Below are 17,112 nucleotides of genomic sequence, written 5' to 3' on the forward strand. Positions count from 1 at the left end.
AACCGGAGGAGGCGAAGATCCGTGAGCTACAAGCCGATCGACGTGCAAACCTCGATTCCCCGCTCCATCGAGTTGACGCCGCTCCAGGCGGCCCAGCAGCTGCGTCAGTCGGCCGACCAGGCGGCGCTCGGCATGCAGGCGCAGAAGCTCGCCGACCGGGACGCGAAGCGCGGCGCCAAGTCCGAAGGGACCGGGCACAAATCGATCGCGGACGACGACGATCCGAAGGAAAGCCGCCAAAAGCGTCCCGGCGCGCGGAAAAAGCGCGAAGAAACCAAAGAGGCGCCTGATACGCATGAGGCCGAGCATCCGTATAAGGGACATCATATCGACCTGTCGTTATAGCACGGGGAAGGTGAGAGAGTATTGGACATGCACCCTTGGGTTACGTTGGTGATCGCCGGGGCTGCCATCGCGGGATACGGCTGGCTGAAGCCCGAGCCGAAGGAACAGGCCGCCGCGACCGTTAACGAGGAAGCCTACGACCGCCTGCTCGAGGACCTGGAGACGGAAAACCGGGAGCTCGTGGACGCGGTAGCCGCCTTCAAGCGGGAGCAGGACGATACGGTCAGCCGTCTCGGCCGGCGCATCCGGGAACTCGAGCGCCAGATGGAGGAGACGGTTCATCGGCAGGCCTCCTATGCCGGACGAGAGGCGGCTGCCGCCCGGGCCGAGGCGTCGGCGTCGGATTCGAGTACTGCGGCAATGTCGGACGTTACGGTCTCTCAGAAGATCGCGACCGTCTCCGAATCGGCGGGAGCCGCAGCGGGGGAGCCGCAGCGAACCGGCAGTGCCGCTCGGCCCGAAGATTCTGCTTCGCCTGAGGCAATCGACGAAGCGGGGCAGTACGACCGGCATTCCGGCCGTGTCCCGCAGACGCCGCTGATCGAACGCGCCGGCCTCCGAGGCGAAGAAAAAGACGCCGCGACCGATCGGCCGCCGGCGATCCGCGAACGGTACGCCGAGCTGCTCGCGCTGTACGAGCGCGGACGATCCGTGGAGCAGGTCGCCAAGGCGATGAACATGAACAAGGGCGAGGTGCAGCTCATTCTGCAGCTCGCCAAGCGGGAGGTGAGCCGGCCATGAACAAGCGCCGTGCGCTGCTCGTCGGCTTGGGCGTCGGCCTGATGGCCGGCGCTGCCCTGCTGCAGCTCATGACGTTCGGCGAGAGATTGAGCGAAGGGGCGGCAATGCCCGAGGCTCTGACGGTCGAGCAGCTTCAGGTGGAGGCCGAAGGCCGGGGATTCGCGATGTACAAGCTAAGCGAGCCGATGTATACGAAAGCGCAGCTCGACGAAGCCGTCGCTTCGGCGCGCGCGGAAGCGCAGGCTGCAAGCGACGCCGCAACGCCATCGCCGAGCGCCGGCGCGAAGCCGTCGCCGTCGCCCAGCGCCACAGCGAAGCCTTCGCCAAGCGCCACAGCGAAGCCATCGCCCGCATCCGAAGCGAGTGCAGGGCGGGATACAAAGCTTGGTCTTTATATCGCGGCCGGAGATTCGCTCGACAAGGTCGCGACCGGTCTGAAGGCGCTCGGCGTCATTCAGGACAAAGCAGCCTTTCTCAAGGCGGCGAAACCTTTCGGGGGCAAAATGCAGGTGGGATTAAGCGTATTCGAGGGCCAGATTACGTACGACGAGATCGTCGCGGAGCTCGTGCGCAACAAAAACTGAGCAGAATGGCGTCTCGCCGAGCTGCGGAGATGCCGAGCCCATGTCCTGCTTGTGTTGCAAGCCCGGGAACCTTATGTTATATTGTTAAACGGTGTGAAAAAACGCACGCCGTTCAATTCCGTCAGCGGTGCTTCGCCACGCGAAGTTCTGACGGGAAGCGCGAACCGGCGGAGGAGATTCACGATCCAAAACCATTACGGAGGTGCAAGTTAAAATGGCAGTAATTTCGATGAAGCAGCTTCTCGAAGCTGGCGTACACTTCGGTCACCAAACGCGTCGCTGGAACCCGAAGATGGACAAGTACATCTTTACCGAACGGAACGGCATCTACATCATCGACCTGCAAAAGACGGTCAAGAAAGTCGACGAAGCGTACAACTTCGTTCGCCAGCTCGGCGAGCAAGGCGGCACGATGCTGTTCGTCGGCACGAAGAAGCAAGCGCAGGATTCCGTGAAGGAAGAAGCGGAGCGCAGCGGCCAATTCTACATCAACCAACGTTGGCTCGGCGGCACGCTGACCAACTTCTCCACGATTCAAAAGCGTACGGATCGTCTGCACCAGCTCGACAAGTGGGAGCAGGACGGCACGTTCGAAGTGTTGCCTAAGAAGGAAGTTATCATCCTTCGCAAGGAAAAGGAACGTCTTGAGAAGTTCCTGGGCGGCATCAAGCATATGCGCAGACTGCCTGACGCGCTGTTCATCATCGACCCGCGCAAGGAGCGCATCGCCGTCGCCGAAGCCCGCAAGCTGGGTATCCCGATCGTCGGCATCGTCGATACGAACTGCGATCCGGACGAGATCGACTACGTCATTCCGGGCAACGACGACGCGATCCGCGCCGTTAAGCTGCTGACGAGCAAGATGGCAGACGCCATCGTCGAATCCCGCCAAGGCGAAGAAACGACCGCTTAATCAGCCGGTTCCTACAGCATTGCCAGGTCAAGGGTGGTCAGAAGAGAACCTTCTCACCGCCCTTTTTTTGAAAAAACATAAACCAATCGAAGCCGTCCGCGCACTGTGCGTCCGGCGGCACATAACCCAGGAGGGAATCCCATGGCAGTTAATGCAGCAGACGTAAAAGCGCTCCGCGAAAGAACGGGAGCAGGCATGTTGGATTGCAAAAAGGCGCTCGAGGAAGCCGGCGGCGACGTCTCCAAGGCATCCGACCTGCTCCGTGAAAAAGGTCTTGCGGCGGCCGCTAAGAAGGGCGACCGAATCGCAACCGAAGGCCGCGTAGAATCTTATATCCACGGCGCCGGCCGCATCGGCGTGCTGGTCGAAGTCAACTGCGAGACCGACTTCGTAGCCATGACCGATCAATTCAAGGAACTGGTACGCGACATCGCGATGCACATCGCGGCAGCTAACCCGCTGGTCGTACGCCGCGAGGAAGTTCAACAAGCCGACCTGGACAAGGAAGCCGAGATCCTGCGCAACCAGGCGCTGAACGAAGGCAAGCCGGAGAAAATCGTCGAGAAGATCGTCGAAGGCCGCCTGAACAAGTATTACGAAGAAAACGTGCTCCTCGAGCAATCGTTCGTCAAAGACCCGGACAAGACGATCCAAACGCTGCTCAACGAGAAAATCTCCACGATCGGCGAGCAAATCTCCATCCGCCGCTTCGTCCGTTTCGAGCTGGGCGAGGGTCTTGAAAAGAAGCAAGACAACTTCGTAGAAGAAGTTATGGCGCAAGTCAAAGTTTAATCGGCCTGTCTGAGGGAACACGCGGTGTTCCCTTTTTTTAAGGAGCTTGGACGCTTAAGAACGGCCGGGGAACTCTTCCCGTATAGAAATCGAACATGGTGGAGGTACTAACGTTGAATCGACCCGTCTACAAACGCGTGGTGTTGAAGGTAAGCGGAGAGTCGTTGTCCGGATCGGCCGGTTATGGGATCGACGCAACGACGATCGTCTCGATCGCCGAACAAATCAAGGAAGTCGTAGCGCTCGGCGTGGAAGTCGCCATCGTCTGCGGAGGCGGCAACATCTGGCGCGGCATTTCCGGCAGCCAGAAGGGCATCGATCGCGCGACGGCCGACTACATGGGGATGCTCGCGACCGTGATGAACTCGCTTGCCCTGCAGGACGCGCTGGAGCAGATCGACGTGCCGACTCGCGTACAATCTTCCATTGCCATGCAGCAGATCGCGGAGCCTTATATCCGCCGGCGGGCCATTCGCCATCTCGAGAAGGGCCGGGTCGTTATTTTTGCTTCGGGTACGGGCAATCCGTTCTTCTCCACCGATACGACGGCCGCGCTCAGAGCCGCCGAGATCGAAGCCGAGGTTATCCTGATGGCCAAGAACAAGGTGGACGGCGTATACAGCGCGGACCCGTTCAAGGATCCGACGGCGGAGAAGTACGAACAACTGACCTATCTCGAGGTGCTAAACAAGAATCTGGGCGTTATGGATTCGACGGCGTCCTCGCTGTGCATGGACAATAACATCCCGCTTCTCGTCTTCGCGATTACCGAGCAGGGCAACATCAAGCGCGCGGTGCTGGGCGAGAAAATCGGAACAATCGTCAAGGGGAGCGTGAATTAAGTGCCTCAAACGATCAAGAAGAACGCAGAAGAACGAATGGAAAAAGCGTTGGCCGCGCTGCGCCGCGACCTGTCGACGCTGCGTGCCGGACGCGCATCCAGCGCGATGCTCGACCGCGTGCAGGCCGAGTACTACGGCGCGCTCACGCCGGTCAACCAGCTCGGCACGATCAATACGCCGGATTCCCGCACGCTGATCATTCAGCCGTGGGACAAATCCGCGCTGGCCGCGATCGAAAAAGCGATTCTCAAGTCGGACGTGGGGCTGACGCCGGCGAACGACGGCACGATTATCCGGCTCAACATTCCGCCGCTGACCGAAGAACGCCGCGCGGACCTCGTCAAGTCGACCAAGAAGTTCGGCGAGGAAGCCAAGGTCGCGATCCGGAACATCCGCCGCGACGCCAACGACGACATCAAGAAAAAAGAAAAGGGCGAGATCTCCGAGGACGAGTCCCGGCGCCATCAGGAAGATATCCAGAAATCGACCGACCGCTTCGTCGCCGAGGTGGACAAGATTCTGGCTGCCAAAGAAAAAGAGATCATGGAAGTCTAAGCATGTCGACCGGCCCCTCCGCAAGGTGGGGTTCGTTTTAAATTTTCGGGGTCCCCGCATGGGAACAGCGTACGGCTCCGGCGCAGCCCCACCCGCGTGGGGTTATTTAATGGTCGCTAAAACCAGGGGGAACAGCCATGAGCAATCGATTTTTGGGCGGTCTGTTCGGCAAAAAGCAGGAGGACGGAAAAGAAGGTCCGGGAGCGGACCGGGCAACGACGTCCGAAGGCTTGTTGAAGGAAGGCCGAATACCCCGGCACGTGGCCATCATCATGGACGGCAACGGACGCTGGGCCAAAGCCCGCGGCCTGCCTCGGGTAGCGGGTCACCATAGCGGCATGAAAGCCGTCAAGCGCATAACGCAAGCCGCGGATCGTCTGGGCGTCGAATATCTGACGATGTACGCGTTTTCGACGGAAAATTGGAAGCGGCCGAAGGCCGAAGTGGAATTTTTGATGAAGCTCCCTCAGGAGTTTCTATCCATCGAGCTCGAGGACCTCATCCGCAACAATGTGCAGGTCAAGATGATGGGCGTGCGGGACCTGCTGCCTGACTTTACGCTCGACGCGATAGAAGAAGCCGTCCGCCGGACCGAGCACAATACGGGACTCGTCCTGAACTTTGCGCTGAACTACGGCAGCCGGATGGAGATCGTCGAGGCGGCGAGAACGATCGCGCGGCGGGCTGCTGCGGGCGAGCTGTCTCCGGAAGACATCGACGAGCAAATGCTTCAAAGCGCGCTGCTGAGCGGCGATCTTCCGGATCCTGACCTGCTCATCCGCACGAGCGGCGAGCTCCGGCTGAGCAACTTTATGCTCTGGCAGCTCGCCTACAGCGAATTCTGGTTCACGGACGTGTATTGGCCTGAATTCTCGGAGGCGCACTTCCACGAGGCGATTCGCGAATACCAGCGGCGCGCTCGCCGATACGGGGGGATCTAAGGCGATGGGTCAACGGATCGTCACCGGCGTCGTCGCAGGCGCCGCATTTCTAGTGCTGCTGTGGCTGGGCGGCTGGTATTATTCGCTTATGCTGGCGGTTCTCGCACTCATCGGTTTCCATGAATTCGTCAAACTCAACAAGCTTCCGGCATTACGCGCCGATGTGCTCTGCGGGTTCGCGGCGACGCTCTTGCTCTCGCTGCCGCGACTGCCGTTCGAATGGACGACGCCAAGCGCGGAGGCGGTCGCCTGGATCCTCATGTTCGTCCTACTCTCGGCGACCGTTTTCAGCAAAAACCGGATAACGCTCGAACATTCGGCGCTGCTTTTCATCGGCGCATTTTATATCGGACTCGGCTTTCGCTATATGGCGGCGACGCGCGATCTGCCGCACGGCATGTTCTGGCCGCTGCTCGTATTCTTCTGCATTTGGGCGTCGGACGCCGGCGCGTACTTCGTCGGCAAGGCGATCGGCAGAACCAAGCTATGGCCCGCCATCAGCCCGAATAAGACCGTCGAAGGCGCGCTCGGCGGACTCGTCATCGCGCTGGCGATCTCGCTTGTGTTCGCCATCGTATGGCCGGACTGGATCGGCTACGGCACCGCAATCGGCATCGCGCTTGCAGCCGCCATTGCCGGACAGCTCGGGGATTTGATCCAATCGGCATACAAGCGATTCCGCGGCGTCAAGGACTCCGGGAACCTGCTGCCGGGCCACGGAGGCGTGCTCGACCGCACGGACAGCTGGCTCATCGTGTTTCCGCTCGTCCATCTGCTCGGTCTGATCTAAAGGAATTGCAGGCGCGTCTCGCTCGCGCAGCGAACGCAGCCGGGCCGCAGCAGCATCCAAGGCATACATAACGGAGGGACCGGCTTGAAAAAGAAGGTGGCGGTGCTCGGAAGCACCGGCTCGATTGGAACGCAGACGCTGGACGTGATCTCGCGGGATCCGGCGTCGTACGAGGTCGTAAGCCTTGCTGCGGGCACGCAGGACGAGCTGCTGCTCGAACAGGCGCATCGGTTCAAGCCCAAGCTCGTGTCGATCGGCTCGCAGGCGTTGGCCGACAAGATCAGGGGCGATCTGCCGAGCGGCACGAAGCTCGTATGGGGCGAAGAGGGTCTCGTCGAAGCGGCGGCCGGCGCCGGCGCCGATTATGTCGTCTGCGCGCTTATGGGCAGTCTCGGCCTGAAGTCGACGCTCGCCGCGATCGACGCAGGAGCTGCGATCGGACTGGCGAACAAGGAGACGCTCGTAACCGCAGGCCATATCGTGACGAAGCGCGCCGCAGAGAAAGGCGTGCCGCTGCTGCCGATCGACAGCGAGCACTCGGCGATCTTCCAATGCTTGAACGGAGAAGATCGAGGCACGATCGGCCGGCTGATCATCACCGCGTCGGGCGGCAGCTTCCGCGACCTCGGCCGGGACGAGCTCCGCGGCGTGACGGTCGAAGACGCCCTCAAGCATCCGAACTGGTCGATGGGCGCCAAGATTACGATCGACTCGGCGACGATGGCGAACAAAGGGCTCGAAGTCATGGAAGCCCACTGGCTGTTCGGGCTGCCGTACGACCGGATCGACGTCGTGCTTCATCCGGAGAGCATCGTGCATTCGATGGTCGAATTCGTCGATACGAGCGTCATGGCGCAGCTCGGCAATCCGGATATGCGCGTGCCGATTCAATACGCGCTCACTTACCCGGAGCGCCAACCGTCGCCGGCATCCCCGCTCGACCTGCTGCGCGCCGGCACGCTGCATTTCAGGGAGATGGATTTTGCACGTTATCCATGTCTTAGAATGGCGTACGAGGCAGGTAGGGCGGGAGGGACCGCCCCGACCGTATTCAATGCGGCGAACGAAGTCGCCGTCGCCAGGTTCCTGAAGCGCGAGATTCCGTTCCTGGCGATCGAAGACATCATCGAATCCGCGCTCGCGCACCATGAGGCGACGCAAGCGCCCGACCTCGAGGCAATCGCCTTCGCAGACGGCCGGGCGCGCGAGTTTGCGGCCGCATGGCGCAAATAGCAACCTGCCTTTCGCAAGACCCGTATTCTCTTGTATCGCCTCGGCGAATAATGTTAATCTAAGGACAGCCGTTAGGGCGGACGGAGGGTTACTTGCATGGAGATGGTACAGGTTGTATTTTTAACGGTTCTGGTCTTTTTCGTGCTCGTCTCGATTCACGAGTTCGGACACTTTTATTTTGCCAAGCGAGCCGGGGTGCTCGTGCGCGAATTCGCGATCGGCTTCGGACCGAAGCTGTTCTCGATCAAACGCGGGGAGAGCCGGTTTACGCTGCGCATGCTGCCGATCGGCGGCTTCGTGCGGATGGCTGGGGAGGACCCCGAGGTCGTCGAGGTCCAGGCCGGCCATACGGTGGGCGTCCGTCTCAAGGACGACAAGGTGACCCGCATCTATCTGGACCGGCTCGACGAGCGCAGCCAGATCCTGCGCGGCGAGGTCAAGGCCGTAGATCTCGAGCGGCATCTGTATATGACGCTGGACGTGGACGGCGACGTGCAGCGCTACGACGTGCATCCGCAGGCGCTGATCGTGGCGAAGGGCAGAGATACGCAGATCGCGCCGCTCGACCGTCAATTCGGCAACGCCTCGGTAGGCAAGAAGGCGATGACGATTTTCGCGGGTCCGCTCATGAACTTTATTTTGGCGTTCGTGCTGTTCGCGGTATTTTTCCAGTCGTACGGCGTAGCCGTCGAGCCCAACACGAAGATCTTCATCAACGAAGTGACCGCGGACGGGGCAGCCAAGGCGGCAGGTCTGCAGAAGGGCGACTTGGTCGTATCCGTCAACGGCACCGCCGTCGAAGGGGACAGCCAGAAGCTGTCCCGGGCCATCACGGGCAGCGCCGGCAAGCCGATGGATTGGATCGTGAACCGCGACGGGCAAGAGGTCAAGATCAAGGTCACGCCAAGCGCGGACACCGGCAAGGTCGGCATCGTCATGGCGCCCGAGATGCGCCATCCGGGTTTCGGGGAGACGTTCTCGCTGGCGGGCAGCGCGATGGTGGACAGCACCAAGAAGATTTTCGAAGGCTTCCGGAAGATTATCTTCGGCGAGGTGAAGCTCGAAGAGCTGAACGGGCCGGTCGGCACGGCGCAAGTGACCGTGGAGATCGCCAAGCAAGGCGTGACGCAGTTGACGTGGTGGGGCGCGATCCTGAGTTTGTACCTCGGCATCTTCAACCTGCTGCCCGTCCCGGCGCTCGACGGCAGCCGCTTGCTGTTCATCGGCATCGAGGCGATCCGCGGCCGGCCGGTCGATCCGAATCGCGAGAGTCTGGTGCATTTTATCGGCTTCGCGGCACTGATGCTGCTGATGGTCGTCGTCACTTATAACGATATTCTTAGGTTGGTCAAAGGTTAAAAAACAGACGTTGTCAGGGGTAGGGGAGCTTATGTCGAAGGATAAAGGGTTCGTAACGGAGATTACGCCGCAGGCCGAGGACTTCAGCCGCTGGTATATCGACGTCATCAAGAAGGCCGAGCTCATGGATTACTCGCCGGTGCGCGGTTGTATCGTATTCCGGCCGGAGGGCTACGAGATTTGGGAGAACATTCAGCGCGATCTGGACCGACGCTTCAAGGAGACCGGCCACCGCAACGCCTATTTCCCGCTGCTGATCCCCGAGAGCTTCTTCCAGAAGGAAAAGGAGCATGTCGAGGGCTTTAATCCCGAGCTTCCCATGGTGACGGAGGCGGGCGGCGAGATTCTGGAGGAGCGGCTGGCGGTGCGTCCGACGTCGGAGACGATGTTCGGTCACATGTACGCCAAGTGGATTAATTCCTACCGCGATCTGCCGCTGCTCATCAACCAATGGGCGAACGTATTCCGCTGGGAAAAGCGCACGATGCCGTTCCTGCGGACAAGCGAGTTCCTGTGGCAGGAAGGCCATACGGCGCACGAGGACGAGACGGACGCCCGCCGCGAGACGATGCAGATGCTGGACGTCTACACGGAATTCGTGGAGAGCGTGCTGGCGATCCCGGTCATCAAAGGGCAGAAGACGCCTTCGGAACGCTTCGCAGGCGCCGTCGACACGTATTCGATCGAGGCGATGATGAAGGACGGTCGCGCCGTGCAGGCCGGTACCTCGCATTACCTCGGCACGAAGTTCGCCGTAGCGTTCGATATTAAGTATCTGAGCCGTGAAAACGCGCAAGAGTATTGCCATACGACCTCATGGGGCGTGAGTACGCGCCTGATCGGCGCGCTCATCATGGTCCATGGCGACGACCGGGGTCTCGTATTGCCGCCCAAGGTCGCGCCGACGCAGGTCATCATGATTCCGATCGGACCGCCCAAGACGCGCGAGACGGTCATCGCCAAGACGGACGAGCTGTTCGCCGAGCTGAAGAGCGCGGGCATCCGCGTGCGCGTCGACGACCGTTCCGACGTCTCGCCCGGCTGGAAGTTCAACGAATACGAGATGAGAGGCATCCCGATCCGCCTCGAGCTCGGCCCGCGCGATCTGGAGAACGGCGTCTGCGTGCTCGTGTCCCGCGTGACCGGCGAGAAAAAGCAAGTGCCGCTCGAAGGCTTGGCGCAATCCGTAGCGGAGATGCTGGACGAGGTGCATGCGCAGATGTACGCGCGCGCGCTGGAATTCCGCGAATCCCACATGTTCGACGTCGAGACGCTGGACCAGCTGAAGGCCGCGTTCGAGGAAAAGCGCGGCTTCGCGTACGCCGGCTGGTGCGGAGACGACGCCTGCGAGAGCAAGGTCAAGGAAGAGACCGGCGCGACGAGCCGCAATATCCCGTTCGAGCCGCAGACGACCAAGAGCGTATGCCTCTGCTGCGGCAAGCCCGCCGCTCACACGGTCGTGTTCGCAAGAGCGTACTGAACCATTCTTATCGAGACCCCCGGAAGCGCAGGCTTGCGGGGGTCTTTTTCGCAGGAGGAACGTATCATGCAAATCAGAATCGGTGTCGTAGGCACGGAAGCCGCAGTCGCTCAGGTGCTTAAGGTCATGCATTCGTTTCCTTCGCTCGAGCCCGTCGTGCGGATCGTGGAGCATGAGCAAGAAGCGCCGGACGCCGCGTCGGATCTCGGAGGCCAAGTCGAAGCGCTGCTGCTGTCCGGCCCCGCGCCGCAGCGCCTATTGAAGGAAAAAGGACCGGTCGCCGTGCCGGTGCACCACGTGCCGCTGACGGGAGCCGGTTTATATAAAGCGCTATTCGAAGCGCAGCGGGCAGGCCGACTCGGGCCCGACGCCGTACTGTCGGTCGATTCGCTCACCCAATCGATGGCTACGCGCGCGCTGCGGGACCTGGGGCTTGAAGGGCTGGCGACCGCCGTATACGACGGACCGCCCTACGCAGCGCCGGACAAGCTGGTCGCCTACCACCGCAGGATCGCCGCAGGCCGGAACGGCGTATTCGTCTTCACCGGGGTCGAGCGGGTAGCGGAGGAGCTCGGCAGATTGAATATTCCGAATGCCCGTCTGCAGCCGTCCGACGAAGATATCATCGTTACGCTGGAGCGCGCGCTGCTGTCGACCGAATCGCGCAAGGGCAAGGAGTCGCAGATCGTCGTCGGGATGGTCGCGGTCGACGAATTCGGCAAGCTCGTGCAACGGAGCGCGAGCGAGCACGAGATCCAGAAGCTGAAGCTGGATATTCACCGGATGGTTCTCGATTACGTCGAATCGCTCGACGGGTATTTAGCGCCGGTAGGCGGAGAGGAATATTTATTTTTTACGACGCGGGGCATATTCGAGCGGGAGACGGGCGGATACAAGACCATCCCGCTGGCGAAGGACGCGAGCTTGTCCTACGGCATCACGCTCAGCATCGGGATCGGCTTCGGCGCGACGGCGAGCGAGGCCGGATCCAACGCGCGAAGCGCGCTTCGCAAATCCGTCGAAGCCGGCGGCAACGCCTGCTTTATCGTGCGGGAGGATCGCACGCTGATCGGGCCGCTGGAGATGTCCGATCCCGTATCTTCCATTCTGGCGCCTCTCGATCCCGAGCTGCTGCGGCGCGCGGAGGAGGCGGGGATGACGGGCGCTTATCTGAGCAAGCTGCTCACTTATATGTCGCGGCACGGCAAATACGATTACCAGGTGCACGAGCTGGCTTCGATGCTGAATATCACCGTCCGCAGCGCGCATCGGCTGCTGCTTCAGTGGGCGGATGCCGGCCTAGTCGGCATCGCGGGCTTGGAGAAGATGCCGAAGGGAAGGCCGCGCCAGGTGTACCGGTTCTCCTTTTTGGCGGATCATTATTTGTAAGCGCATCACTGCAATCGAGGTCGCCGGGTCTGCCAGGCGGCCTTGATTCGTCTCTACTTTGCTTATTTAAAGACGATAAATGGACCTGTCTTTATATGAGTTTCGCACGTATGATGGAATCAGATACAAGTCGAAGGGAGACGAACTCATGAATACAGTAGAACAACTGGAAGCGAAGCTGGCGGAACCGTCCGAAGGTCTGATCCGGCAGTTGTCCTCCGTTACAGGCGATATCGTCGTGCTGGGGGTCGGCGGCAAGATGGGGCCAAGCCTGGCGCGCCTTGCGGCGAATGCCGTTCGCGAAGGGGGCTTGAACAAGCGCGTCATCGGCGTGTCGCGCTTCAGCAGCAGCGAGACGCGTCAAGAGCTGGAAGACGCAGGCGTCGAGACGATCTCTTGCGAGCTGCTCGACGACGACGCGCTGCGCGAGCTGCCGAACGTGGAGAACGTCATTTTTATGGCAGGCAACAAATTTGGCACGACGGGGCGCGAGCACTTTACGTGGGCGATGAACGCTTATCTGCCGGGCCGCGTCGCCGAGAAGTACAAGGACTCGCGGATCGTCGTGTTTTCCTCGGGCAACATTTACCCGTTCATGCCCGTCGGCGGCGGCGGCGCGGACGAATCCATCGCGCCTGAGCCCCTCGGCGAATATGCCCAGTCGACGCTCGGCAGGGAACGAATCTTCGAATACCATTCGCACAAGAACGGAACGCCGATGACGATGTTCAGGCTGAACTACGCGATCGACTTACGCTACGGGGTGCTGCTGGAGCTCGCCCGCGCCATCCGCGACGAACGCGCGATCGACCTGACGACTGGCTATGCTAACGTTATCTGGCAGGGCGACGCCAACGCGATGGCGCTGCGCAGCCTCGCGATCGCCTCTAGCCCGCCTGCGCTTCTGAACGTGACGGGGCCGGAGACGATGTCCATCCGCTGGGCTGCCGGCCAATTGGCGTCGAGGCTCGGCAAGGAAGCGATCTTCGAGGGCCGCGAATCCGAGACGGCGCTGCTTAATAACGCCTCGAAGTCGCATCAGCTGTTCGGCTACCCGAGCGTGTCCTTGCTCCAGATGGTCGATTGGACGGCGGAGTGGGTGCAGCAGGGCGGCGCCACATGGAACAAGCCGACGCACTTCCAAGAGAGAAAGGGGAAATTCTAATGGCGACCGCAAAGCTCTCGGCCATCTTGCAGGCGGCGCTGATGGACGGCCTCGTGATTCCGGCGCACCCGCTCGCCTTGGACGAGAACCGCAAGCTCGACGAACGCCGCCAGCGGGCGCTCACGCGTTACTATGTCGCGTCAGGGGCCGGAGGCATCGCTATCGGCGTCCATTCCACCCAATTCGAGATTCGGGATCCCGAGCACGATCTGTACGAGACGGTGCTGAGGATGGCGGCCGAGGAAGTCGCGAACGCTGCGCCGAACCGACCGTTCATCCAAGTAGCGGGCGTATGCGGACCGGCGGAGCAGGCGCTCAGCGAGACGCAGACGGCGCTGTCGCTCGGCTATGACGCAGTGCTGCTCAGCATGGGCGGCCTGGTCGGATTGTCCGAGGACGAGCATCTGGAGCGCGCGAGGAAGGTCGCGGCGGTCATGCCGGTCATCGGCTTCTATCTGCAGCCTTCCGTCGGCGGCCGGATCTTCAGCTACGAATTCTGGCGCGCCTTCGCCGACATTCCGAATATCGTCGCGATCAAGATGGCGCCCTTTAACCGGTACCAGACGCTGGACGTAGCGCGCGCGGTATGCGACTCGAGCCGCAGGGACGAGATCGCGCTGTATACCGGCAACGACGACAATATCGTGGCGGACCTGTTCACGACGTACCGCTTCACCGTCGACGGCCGGACGGTCGAAAAGCAGGTCGTCGGCGGTCTGCTGGGCCACTGGGCCGTATGGACGCAGAAGGCCGTCGCGCTCCTCGAAGAGATCAAGACCGCCAGGCGGGAGCCTTCGATCGCGAAGGAATGGCTCACGCGCAATGTCCAAGTGACGGATTCCAACGCGGCCTTCTTCGATCCCTCGCACCAGTTCGCCGGCTGCATTCCGGGAATTCACGAAGTGCTCCGCAGGCAGGGCTTGCTGCAGGGGACATGGTGTCTCAACCCGCACGAGGAGCTGTCTCCGGGTCAATCGGAGGAGATCGACCGCGTGTACGCGCAATATCCCGACTTGAACGACGATGCGTTCGTCGCATCGCATCTCGAAGAATGGCTGCGGGGAAAGTAAAGATATGATCCGTGCGGCGGAAGGAGGCGATCGGCCATGCGCTTTAAAGACGTGTTTTCCATCATGGGACCGAGCATGATCGGCCCTTCCAGCTCGCATACCGCAGGCGCCGCGCGGCTCGGGCTGGCGGCCCGGCAGACGCTCGGCGGCCAGCCGGACGAAGCCGACGTCATATTCTCCGGCTCGTTCGCGGAGACGTATATGGGCCACGGCACCGACCTCGCGGCTGCGGCCGGACTGCTCGGCTGCGCGCCGGACGACGTCCGGATCCGCGACGCGATCGCGCTTGCCGAGGCGGCGGGCATGGAGCTGCGGTTCGGCACCGAGCTGCGGCTTGGGGGGCATCCCAATACGGTCCGTTTTGCGCTTAGAAAGGGAGACCGGACGGCTTCCCTGATCGGCTGCTCCATCGGCGGCGGCAACGTGGAGATCGTGAACGTAGACGGCTTCGACATCAAGTTTCTGGCGGACTGTCCGACGCTGCTGATCGATCACCGCGACATGGCCGGTACGCTCGCCGCGATGACCGTGATCGTCGGCCGCGCGGGGCTCAACATTCGCGCGATGGAGGTCGACCGGCAGAGCCGGAGCGGCCGTGCCTTAACGGTGATGGAGATGGACCAGGCGGTGTCGGACGAGGTGATGCGCGAGCTCGGGGCGCTCGAACAGGTGGACCGGGTGCGGCTCGTCGATCTGAACGGAGAGGAGAGGGCATAGATGAGATTCGCGACGCTGGCGCAGTTGACCGAGCAATGCCGGGAGGCGCAGACGACGCTCGGCCGTTATATGCTGCAGGAGCAGGTGCGGGAATCGGGAAGCACCGAGGCCGAGGTATTCGGGCAGATGGAGAGCTACTACCAGGTCATGAAGGAAGCGGTGCGCAAAGGATCTACGGAGGATACGCGATCCCGGAGCGGCCTGACGGGAGGCGACGCGAAGCGGGTCATGCAGTACAGGGAGCAGAGCGTTCCTTCGCTCGGCGGCGAAGCCAGCATGGCGCTCGCCTATGCGCTGGCCGTATCGGAGGTCAATGCTTCGATGGGCAGGATCATCGCGACGCCGACCGCGGGCTCGTGCGGCATTATCCCCGGCGTGTTCGTCAGCACGCAAGAGCGCTTCGGCTGGTCCGACGCGCATATGGTGGAGGGCTTGTTCGCGGCCGGCGCGATCGGCTACGTCATCGCCAACCAATCGTTCATCTCGGGTGCCGAGGGCGGCTGCCAGGCCGAAGTCGGCTCTGCGGTGGGGATGGCGGCCGGCGCGCTGACCGAGCTGCGCGGAGGCACCCCGGAGCAGGCGGTCCACGCGGTCGGCCTCGCGCTTAAAAACTCGCTGGGCCTGATCTGCGATCCGGTCGGCGGTCTGGTCGAGATTCCGTGCATCGTCCGCAACGGCTTCGGCGCGGTGACCGCGCTCGCTGCCGCCGACATGGCGCTAGCGGGCGTGCGCAGCGTCATTCCTTCGGACGAGGTCATCGGCGTCATGAAGGATATCGGGGCGGCGATGCCCGAGGCGCACCGCGAGACGGCCAAGGGCGGTCTCGCCCAGACGCCTACGGGCAAAGCCATTTTAGGCGAGCTGCGGAAAAAGGGGGGGCGGCCGTGAGCGAGACTTGGCTGACCCGCGCGAATGCGTTGACGGCGTCGCTCGTCGAGACCCGCAGGAGGCTGCACCGCTATCCGGAGCTGAGCTTCCAGGAGCGGGAGACGGCGGCGCTGGTCGCGCGGGAGCTGTCGCGGATGGGACTGACCTGCCGGACGGAGGTGGGCGGCCACGGCGTCGTCGCCGACATCGTCGGCGATCCGTCCGGTCCGATCGTCGCGCTTCGCGCGGACATGGACGCGCTGCCTATCGAGGAAGCGTCCGGATTGCCTTTCTCCTCCGAGCGGCCGGGCGTTATGCACGCGTGCGGGCACGATGCCCACACCGCCATGCTTCTCGGCGCGGCGCGGCTTCTATCGGAGGAGCGCGAGCGCTTGAAGGGCACGGTGCGGCTCCTGTTCCAATCCGCCGAAGAGATCAACGAGGGCGCCAAGGCGATGATCGGCGAAGGCGTCCTGGAAGGCGTCCGGGAGATTTACGGCCTTCATAATCTGCCGACGCTGCCGGCGGGCAAGACGGCGGTGCGTCCGGGGCCGCTTATGGGCTCGGTCGACCGCATCGAGATCGGCATCGAGGGCAGGGGGGCGCATGGCGCCATTCCCGACCAGGGCGTGGATCCGATCGTATGCGCGTCGGCGATCGTGATGTCGCTGCAGAGCCTTGTCTCCCGGGAGACATCGCCGTTCGACCCGGTGGTCGTAACCGTCGGCAGCATCCGCTCGGGAGACGCGAACAACGTGATTCCTTCGTCGTGCGCGATGACCGGCACCGTGCGGGCTTTCGATCCGGAGGTCCGGCGGGAGCTGCCGGCGCGCATCGAGCGGATCGTCACGCGGATCGCGGAGGGCCACCGCTGCCGCGCGAGCGTCAAGTATATCGCGCAGACCGCGGTGCTGGTCAACCATCCGGGCGCCACTGAAAAGGCGAGCGGGGCGATCGACGCCATCGCGGGACCGGACTGCAGGCAGGTTGCCGCGCCTACGCTGGCCGGCGAAGATTTTTCCGAGTACCTGAAGCGCGTCCCCGGCTGTTTCTTCTGGCTCGGATCCGGACCCGAGCGAGATGCCGAGCTGGCATACGGGCTCCATCATCCGCGCTTCGAGCTGAACGAGGCTTGCCTGCCGCTCGGCGCCGCGCTGCTCGCGGGCATCGCCGCGGACCGGCTGGGATATGGACCGTTGTCCGACGGCTCCGGGGACGCTGCGGGAGACGGTAGATCCGCTTGAACGCGCGCACCGTCGGCTTGATCGGCACCTACTCGCGGATTGTCGTTCTTTGACTATTGATGCCGCCTACGCTATCGAGTAGAAT

The 17,112-nt window shown here is 62.3% G+C and carries 18 protein-coding genes; all 18 read left to right on the top strand.

Annotated elements, in window-relative coordinates; translation table 11 throughout:
* Positions 1 to 21 precede the first annotated feature (21 nt).
* Entirely contained in the window at positions 22 to 345 is a 324-nt protein-coding gene (locus PQG80_RS02840) for a hypothetical protein (RefSeq protein ID WP_271749612.1), read from the top strand.
* A 27-nt stretch (positions 346 to 372) separates the two neighbouring features.
* Positions 373 to 1,086 carry a hypothetical protein gene (locus tag PQG80_RS02845; RefSeq protein WP_271749613.1) on the top strand — a complete coding sequence of 238 codons (714 nt, stop codon included), beginning with the start codon at positions 373 to 375 and terminating at the stop codon, positions 1,084 to 1,086.
* Entirely contained in the window at positions 1,083 to 1,670 is a 588-nt protein-coding gene (locus PQG80_RS02850; RefSeq protein WP_271749614.1) for a hypothetical protein, read from the top strand. Before PQG80_RS02845 ends, PQG80_RS02850 begins: the two co-directional genes overlap by 4 nt.
* Positions 1,671 to 1,884: 214 nt before the next feature.
* The gene (gene rpsB, locus PQG80_RS02855) at positions 1,885 to 2,583 is read left to right on the top strand and encodes a 30S ribosomal protein S2 (protein ID WP_090117358.1); all 699 of its coding nucleotides are present in this window, start codon (positions 1,885 to 1,887) and stop codon (positions 2,581 to 2,583) included.
* Positions 2,584 to 2,724: 141 nt separating this feature from the next.
* Positions 2,725 to 3,375: a translation elongation factor Ts gene (tsf, locus tag PQG80_RS02860; RefSeq protein WP_271749615.1), complete on the top strand. Its 651-nt coding sequence runs from the start codon at positions 2,725 to 2,727 to the stop codon at positions 3,373 to 3,375.
* 113 nt (positions 3,376 to 3,488) lie between these two features.
* Entirely contained in the window at positions 3,489 to 4,217 is a 729-nt protein-coding gene (gene pyrH, locus PQG80_RS02865) for a UMP kinase (protein ID WP_271749617.1), read from the top strand.
* Positions 4,218 to 4,772: a ribosome recycling factor gene (frr, locus tag PQG80_RS02870; protein ID WP_271749618.1), complete on the top strand. Its 555-nt coding sequence runs from the start codon at positions 4,218 to 4,220 to the stop codon at positions 4,770 to 4,772.
* A gap of 137 nt (positions 4,773 to 4,909) precedes the next feature.
* Positions 4,910 to 5,713 (top strand): undecaprenyl pyrophosphate synthase, encoded by an 804-nt coding sequence (gene uppS, locus PQG80_RS02875; RefSeq protein WP_271749619.1) that lies wholly within the window; start codon positions 4,910 to 4,912, stop codon positions 5,711 to 5,713.
* 4 nt (positions 5,714 to 5,717) lie between these two features.
* Positions 5,718 to 6,503 carry a phosphatidate cytidylyltransferase gene (locus tag PQG80_RS02880; RefSeq protein ID WP_271749620.1) on the top strand — a complete coding sequence of 262 codons (786 nt, stop codon included), beginning with the start codon at positions 5,718 to 5,720 and terminating at the stop codon, positions 6,501 to 6,503.
* 84 nt (positions 6,504 to 6,587) lie between these two features.
* Positions 6,588 to 7,736 (top strand): 1-deoxy-D-xylulose-5-phosphate reductoisomerase, encoded by a 1,149-nt coding sequence (locus PQG80_RS02885; RefSeq protein ID WP_271749621.1) that lies wholly within the window; start codon positions 6,588 to 6,590, stop codon positions 7,734 to 7,736.
* 96 nt (positions 7,737 to 7,832) lie between these two features.
* The gene (rseP, locus tag PQG80_RS02890; RefSeq protein WP_271749622.1) at positions 7,833 to 9,095 is read left to right on the top strand and encodes an RIP metalloprotease RseP; all 1,263 of its coding nucleotides are present in this window, start codon (positions 7,833 to 7,835) and stop codon (positions 9,093 to 9,095) included.
* 31 nt (positions 9,096 to 9,126) lie between these two features.
* Positions 9,127 to 10,575 carry a proline--tRNA ligase gene (proS, locus tag PQG80_RS02895; protein WP_271749623.1) on the top strand — a complete coding sequence of 483 codons (1,449 nt, stop codon included), beginning with the start codon at positions 9,127 to 9,129 and terminating at the stop codon, positions 10,573 to 10,575.
* Positions 10,576 to 10,641: 66 nt separating this feature from the next.
* On the top strand, positions 10,642 to 11,964 hold the full coding sequence (locus PQG80_RS02900; protein ID WP_271749624.1) for a hypothetical protein: 1,323 nt from the start codon (positions 10,642 to 10,644) through the stop codon (positions 11,962 to 11,964).
* A gap of 148 nt (positions 11,965 to 12,112) precedes the next feature.
* The gene (locus PQG80_RS02905; RefSeq protein ID WP_271749625.1) at positions 12,113 to 13,129 is read left to right on the top strand and encodes an NAD-dependent epimerase/dehydratase family protein; all 1,017 of its coding nucleotides are present in this window, start codon (positions 12,113 to 12,115) and stop codon (positions 13,127 to 13,129) included.
* On the top strand, positions 13,129 to 14,199 hold the full coding sequence (locus tag PQG80_RS02910; RefSeq protein ID WP_271749626.1) for a dihydrodipicolinate synthase family protein: 1,071 nt from the start codon (positions 13,129 to 13,131) through the stop codon (positions 14,197 to 14,199). Before PQG80_RS02905 ends, PQG80_RS02910 begins: the two co-directional genes overlap by 1 nt.
* Positions 14,200 to 14,235: 36 nt before the next feature.
* The gene (gene sdaAB / locus PQG80_RS02915; RefSeq protein WP_271749627.1) at positions 14,236 to 14,916 is read left to right on the top strand and encodes an L-serine ammonia-lyase, iron-sulfur-dependent subunit beta; all 681 of its coding nucleotides are present in this window, start codon (positions 14,236 to 14,238) and stop codon (positions 14,914 to 14,916) included.
* On the top strand, positions 14,917 to 15,804 hold the full coding sequence (sdaAA, locus tag PQG80_RS02920; RefSeq protein ID WP_271749628.1) for an L-serine ammonia-lyase, iron-sulfur-dependent, subunit alpha: 888 nt from the start codon (positions 14,917 to 14,919) through the stop codon (positions 15,802 to 15,804). It begins immediately after the preceding gene.
* Entirely contained in the window at positions 15,801 to 17,027 is a 1,227-nt protein-coding gene (locus tag PQG80_RS02925; protein WP_271749629.1) for a M20 metallopeptidase family protein, read from the top strand. The genes sdaAA and PQG80_RS02925 overlap by 4 nt, the downstream gene beginning before the upstream one ends.
* The last annotated feature ends 85 nt before the right edge of the window (positions 17,028 to 17,112 follow it).

The organism is Cohnella rhizoplanae (assembly GCF_948329515.1).
Taxonomy (GTDB): Bacteria; Bacillota; Bacilli; order Paenibacillales; family Paenibacillaceae; genus Cohnella; species Cohnella rhizoplanae.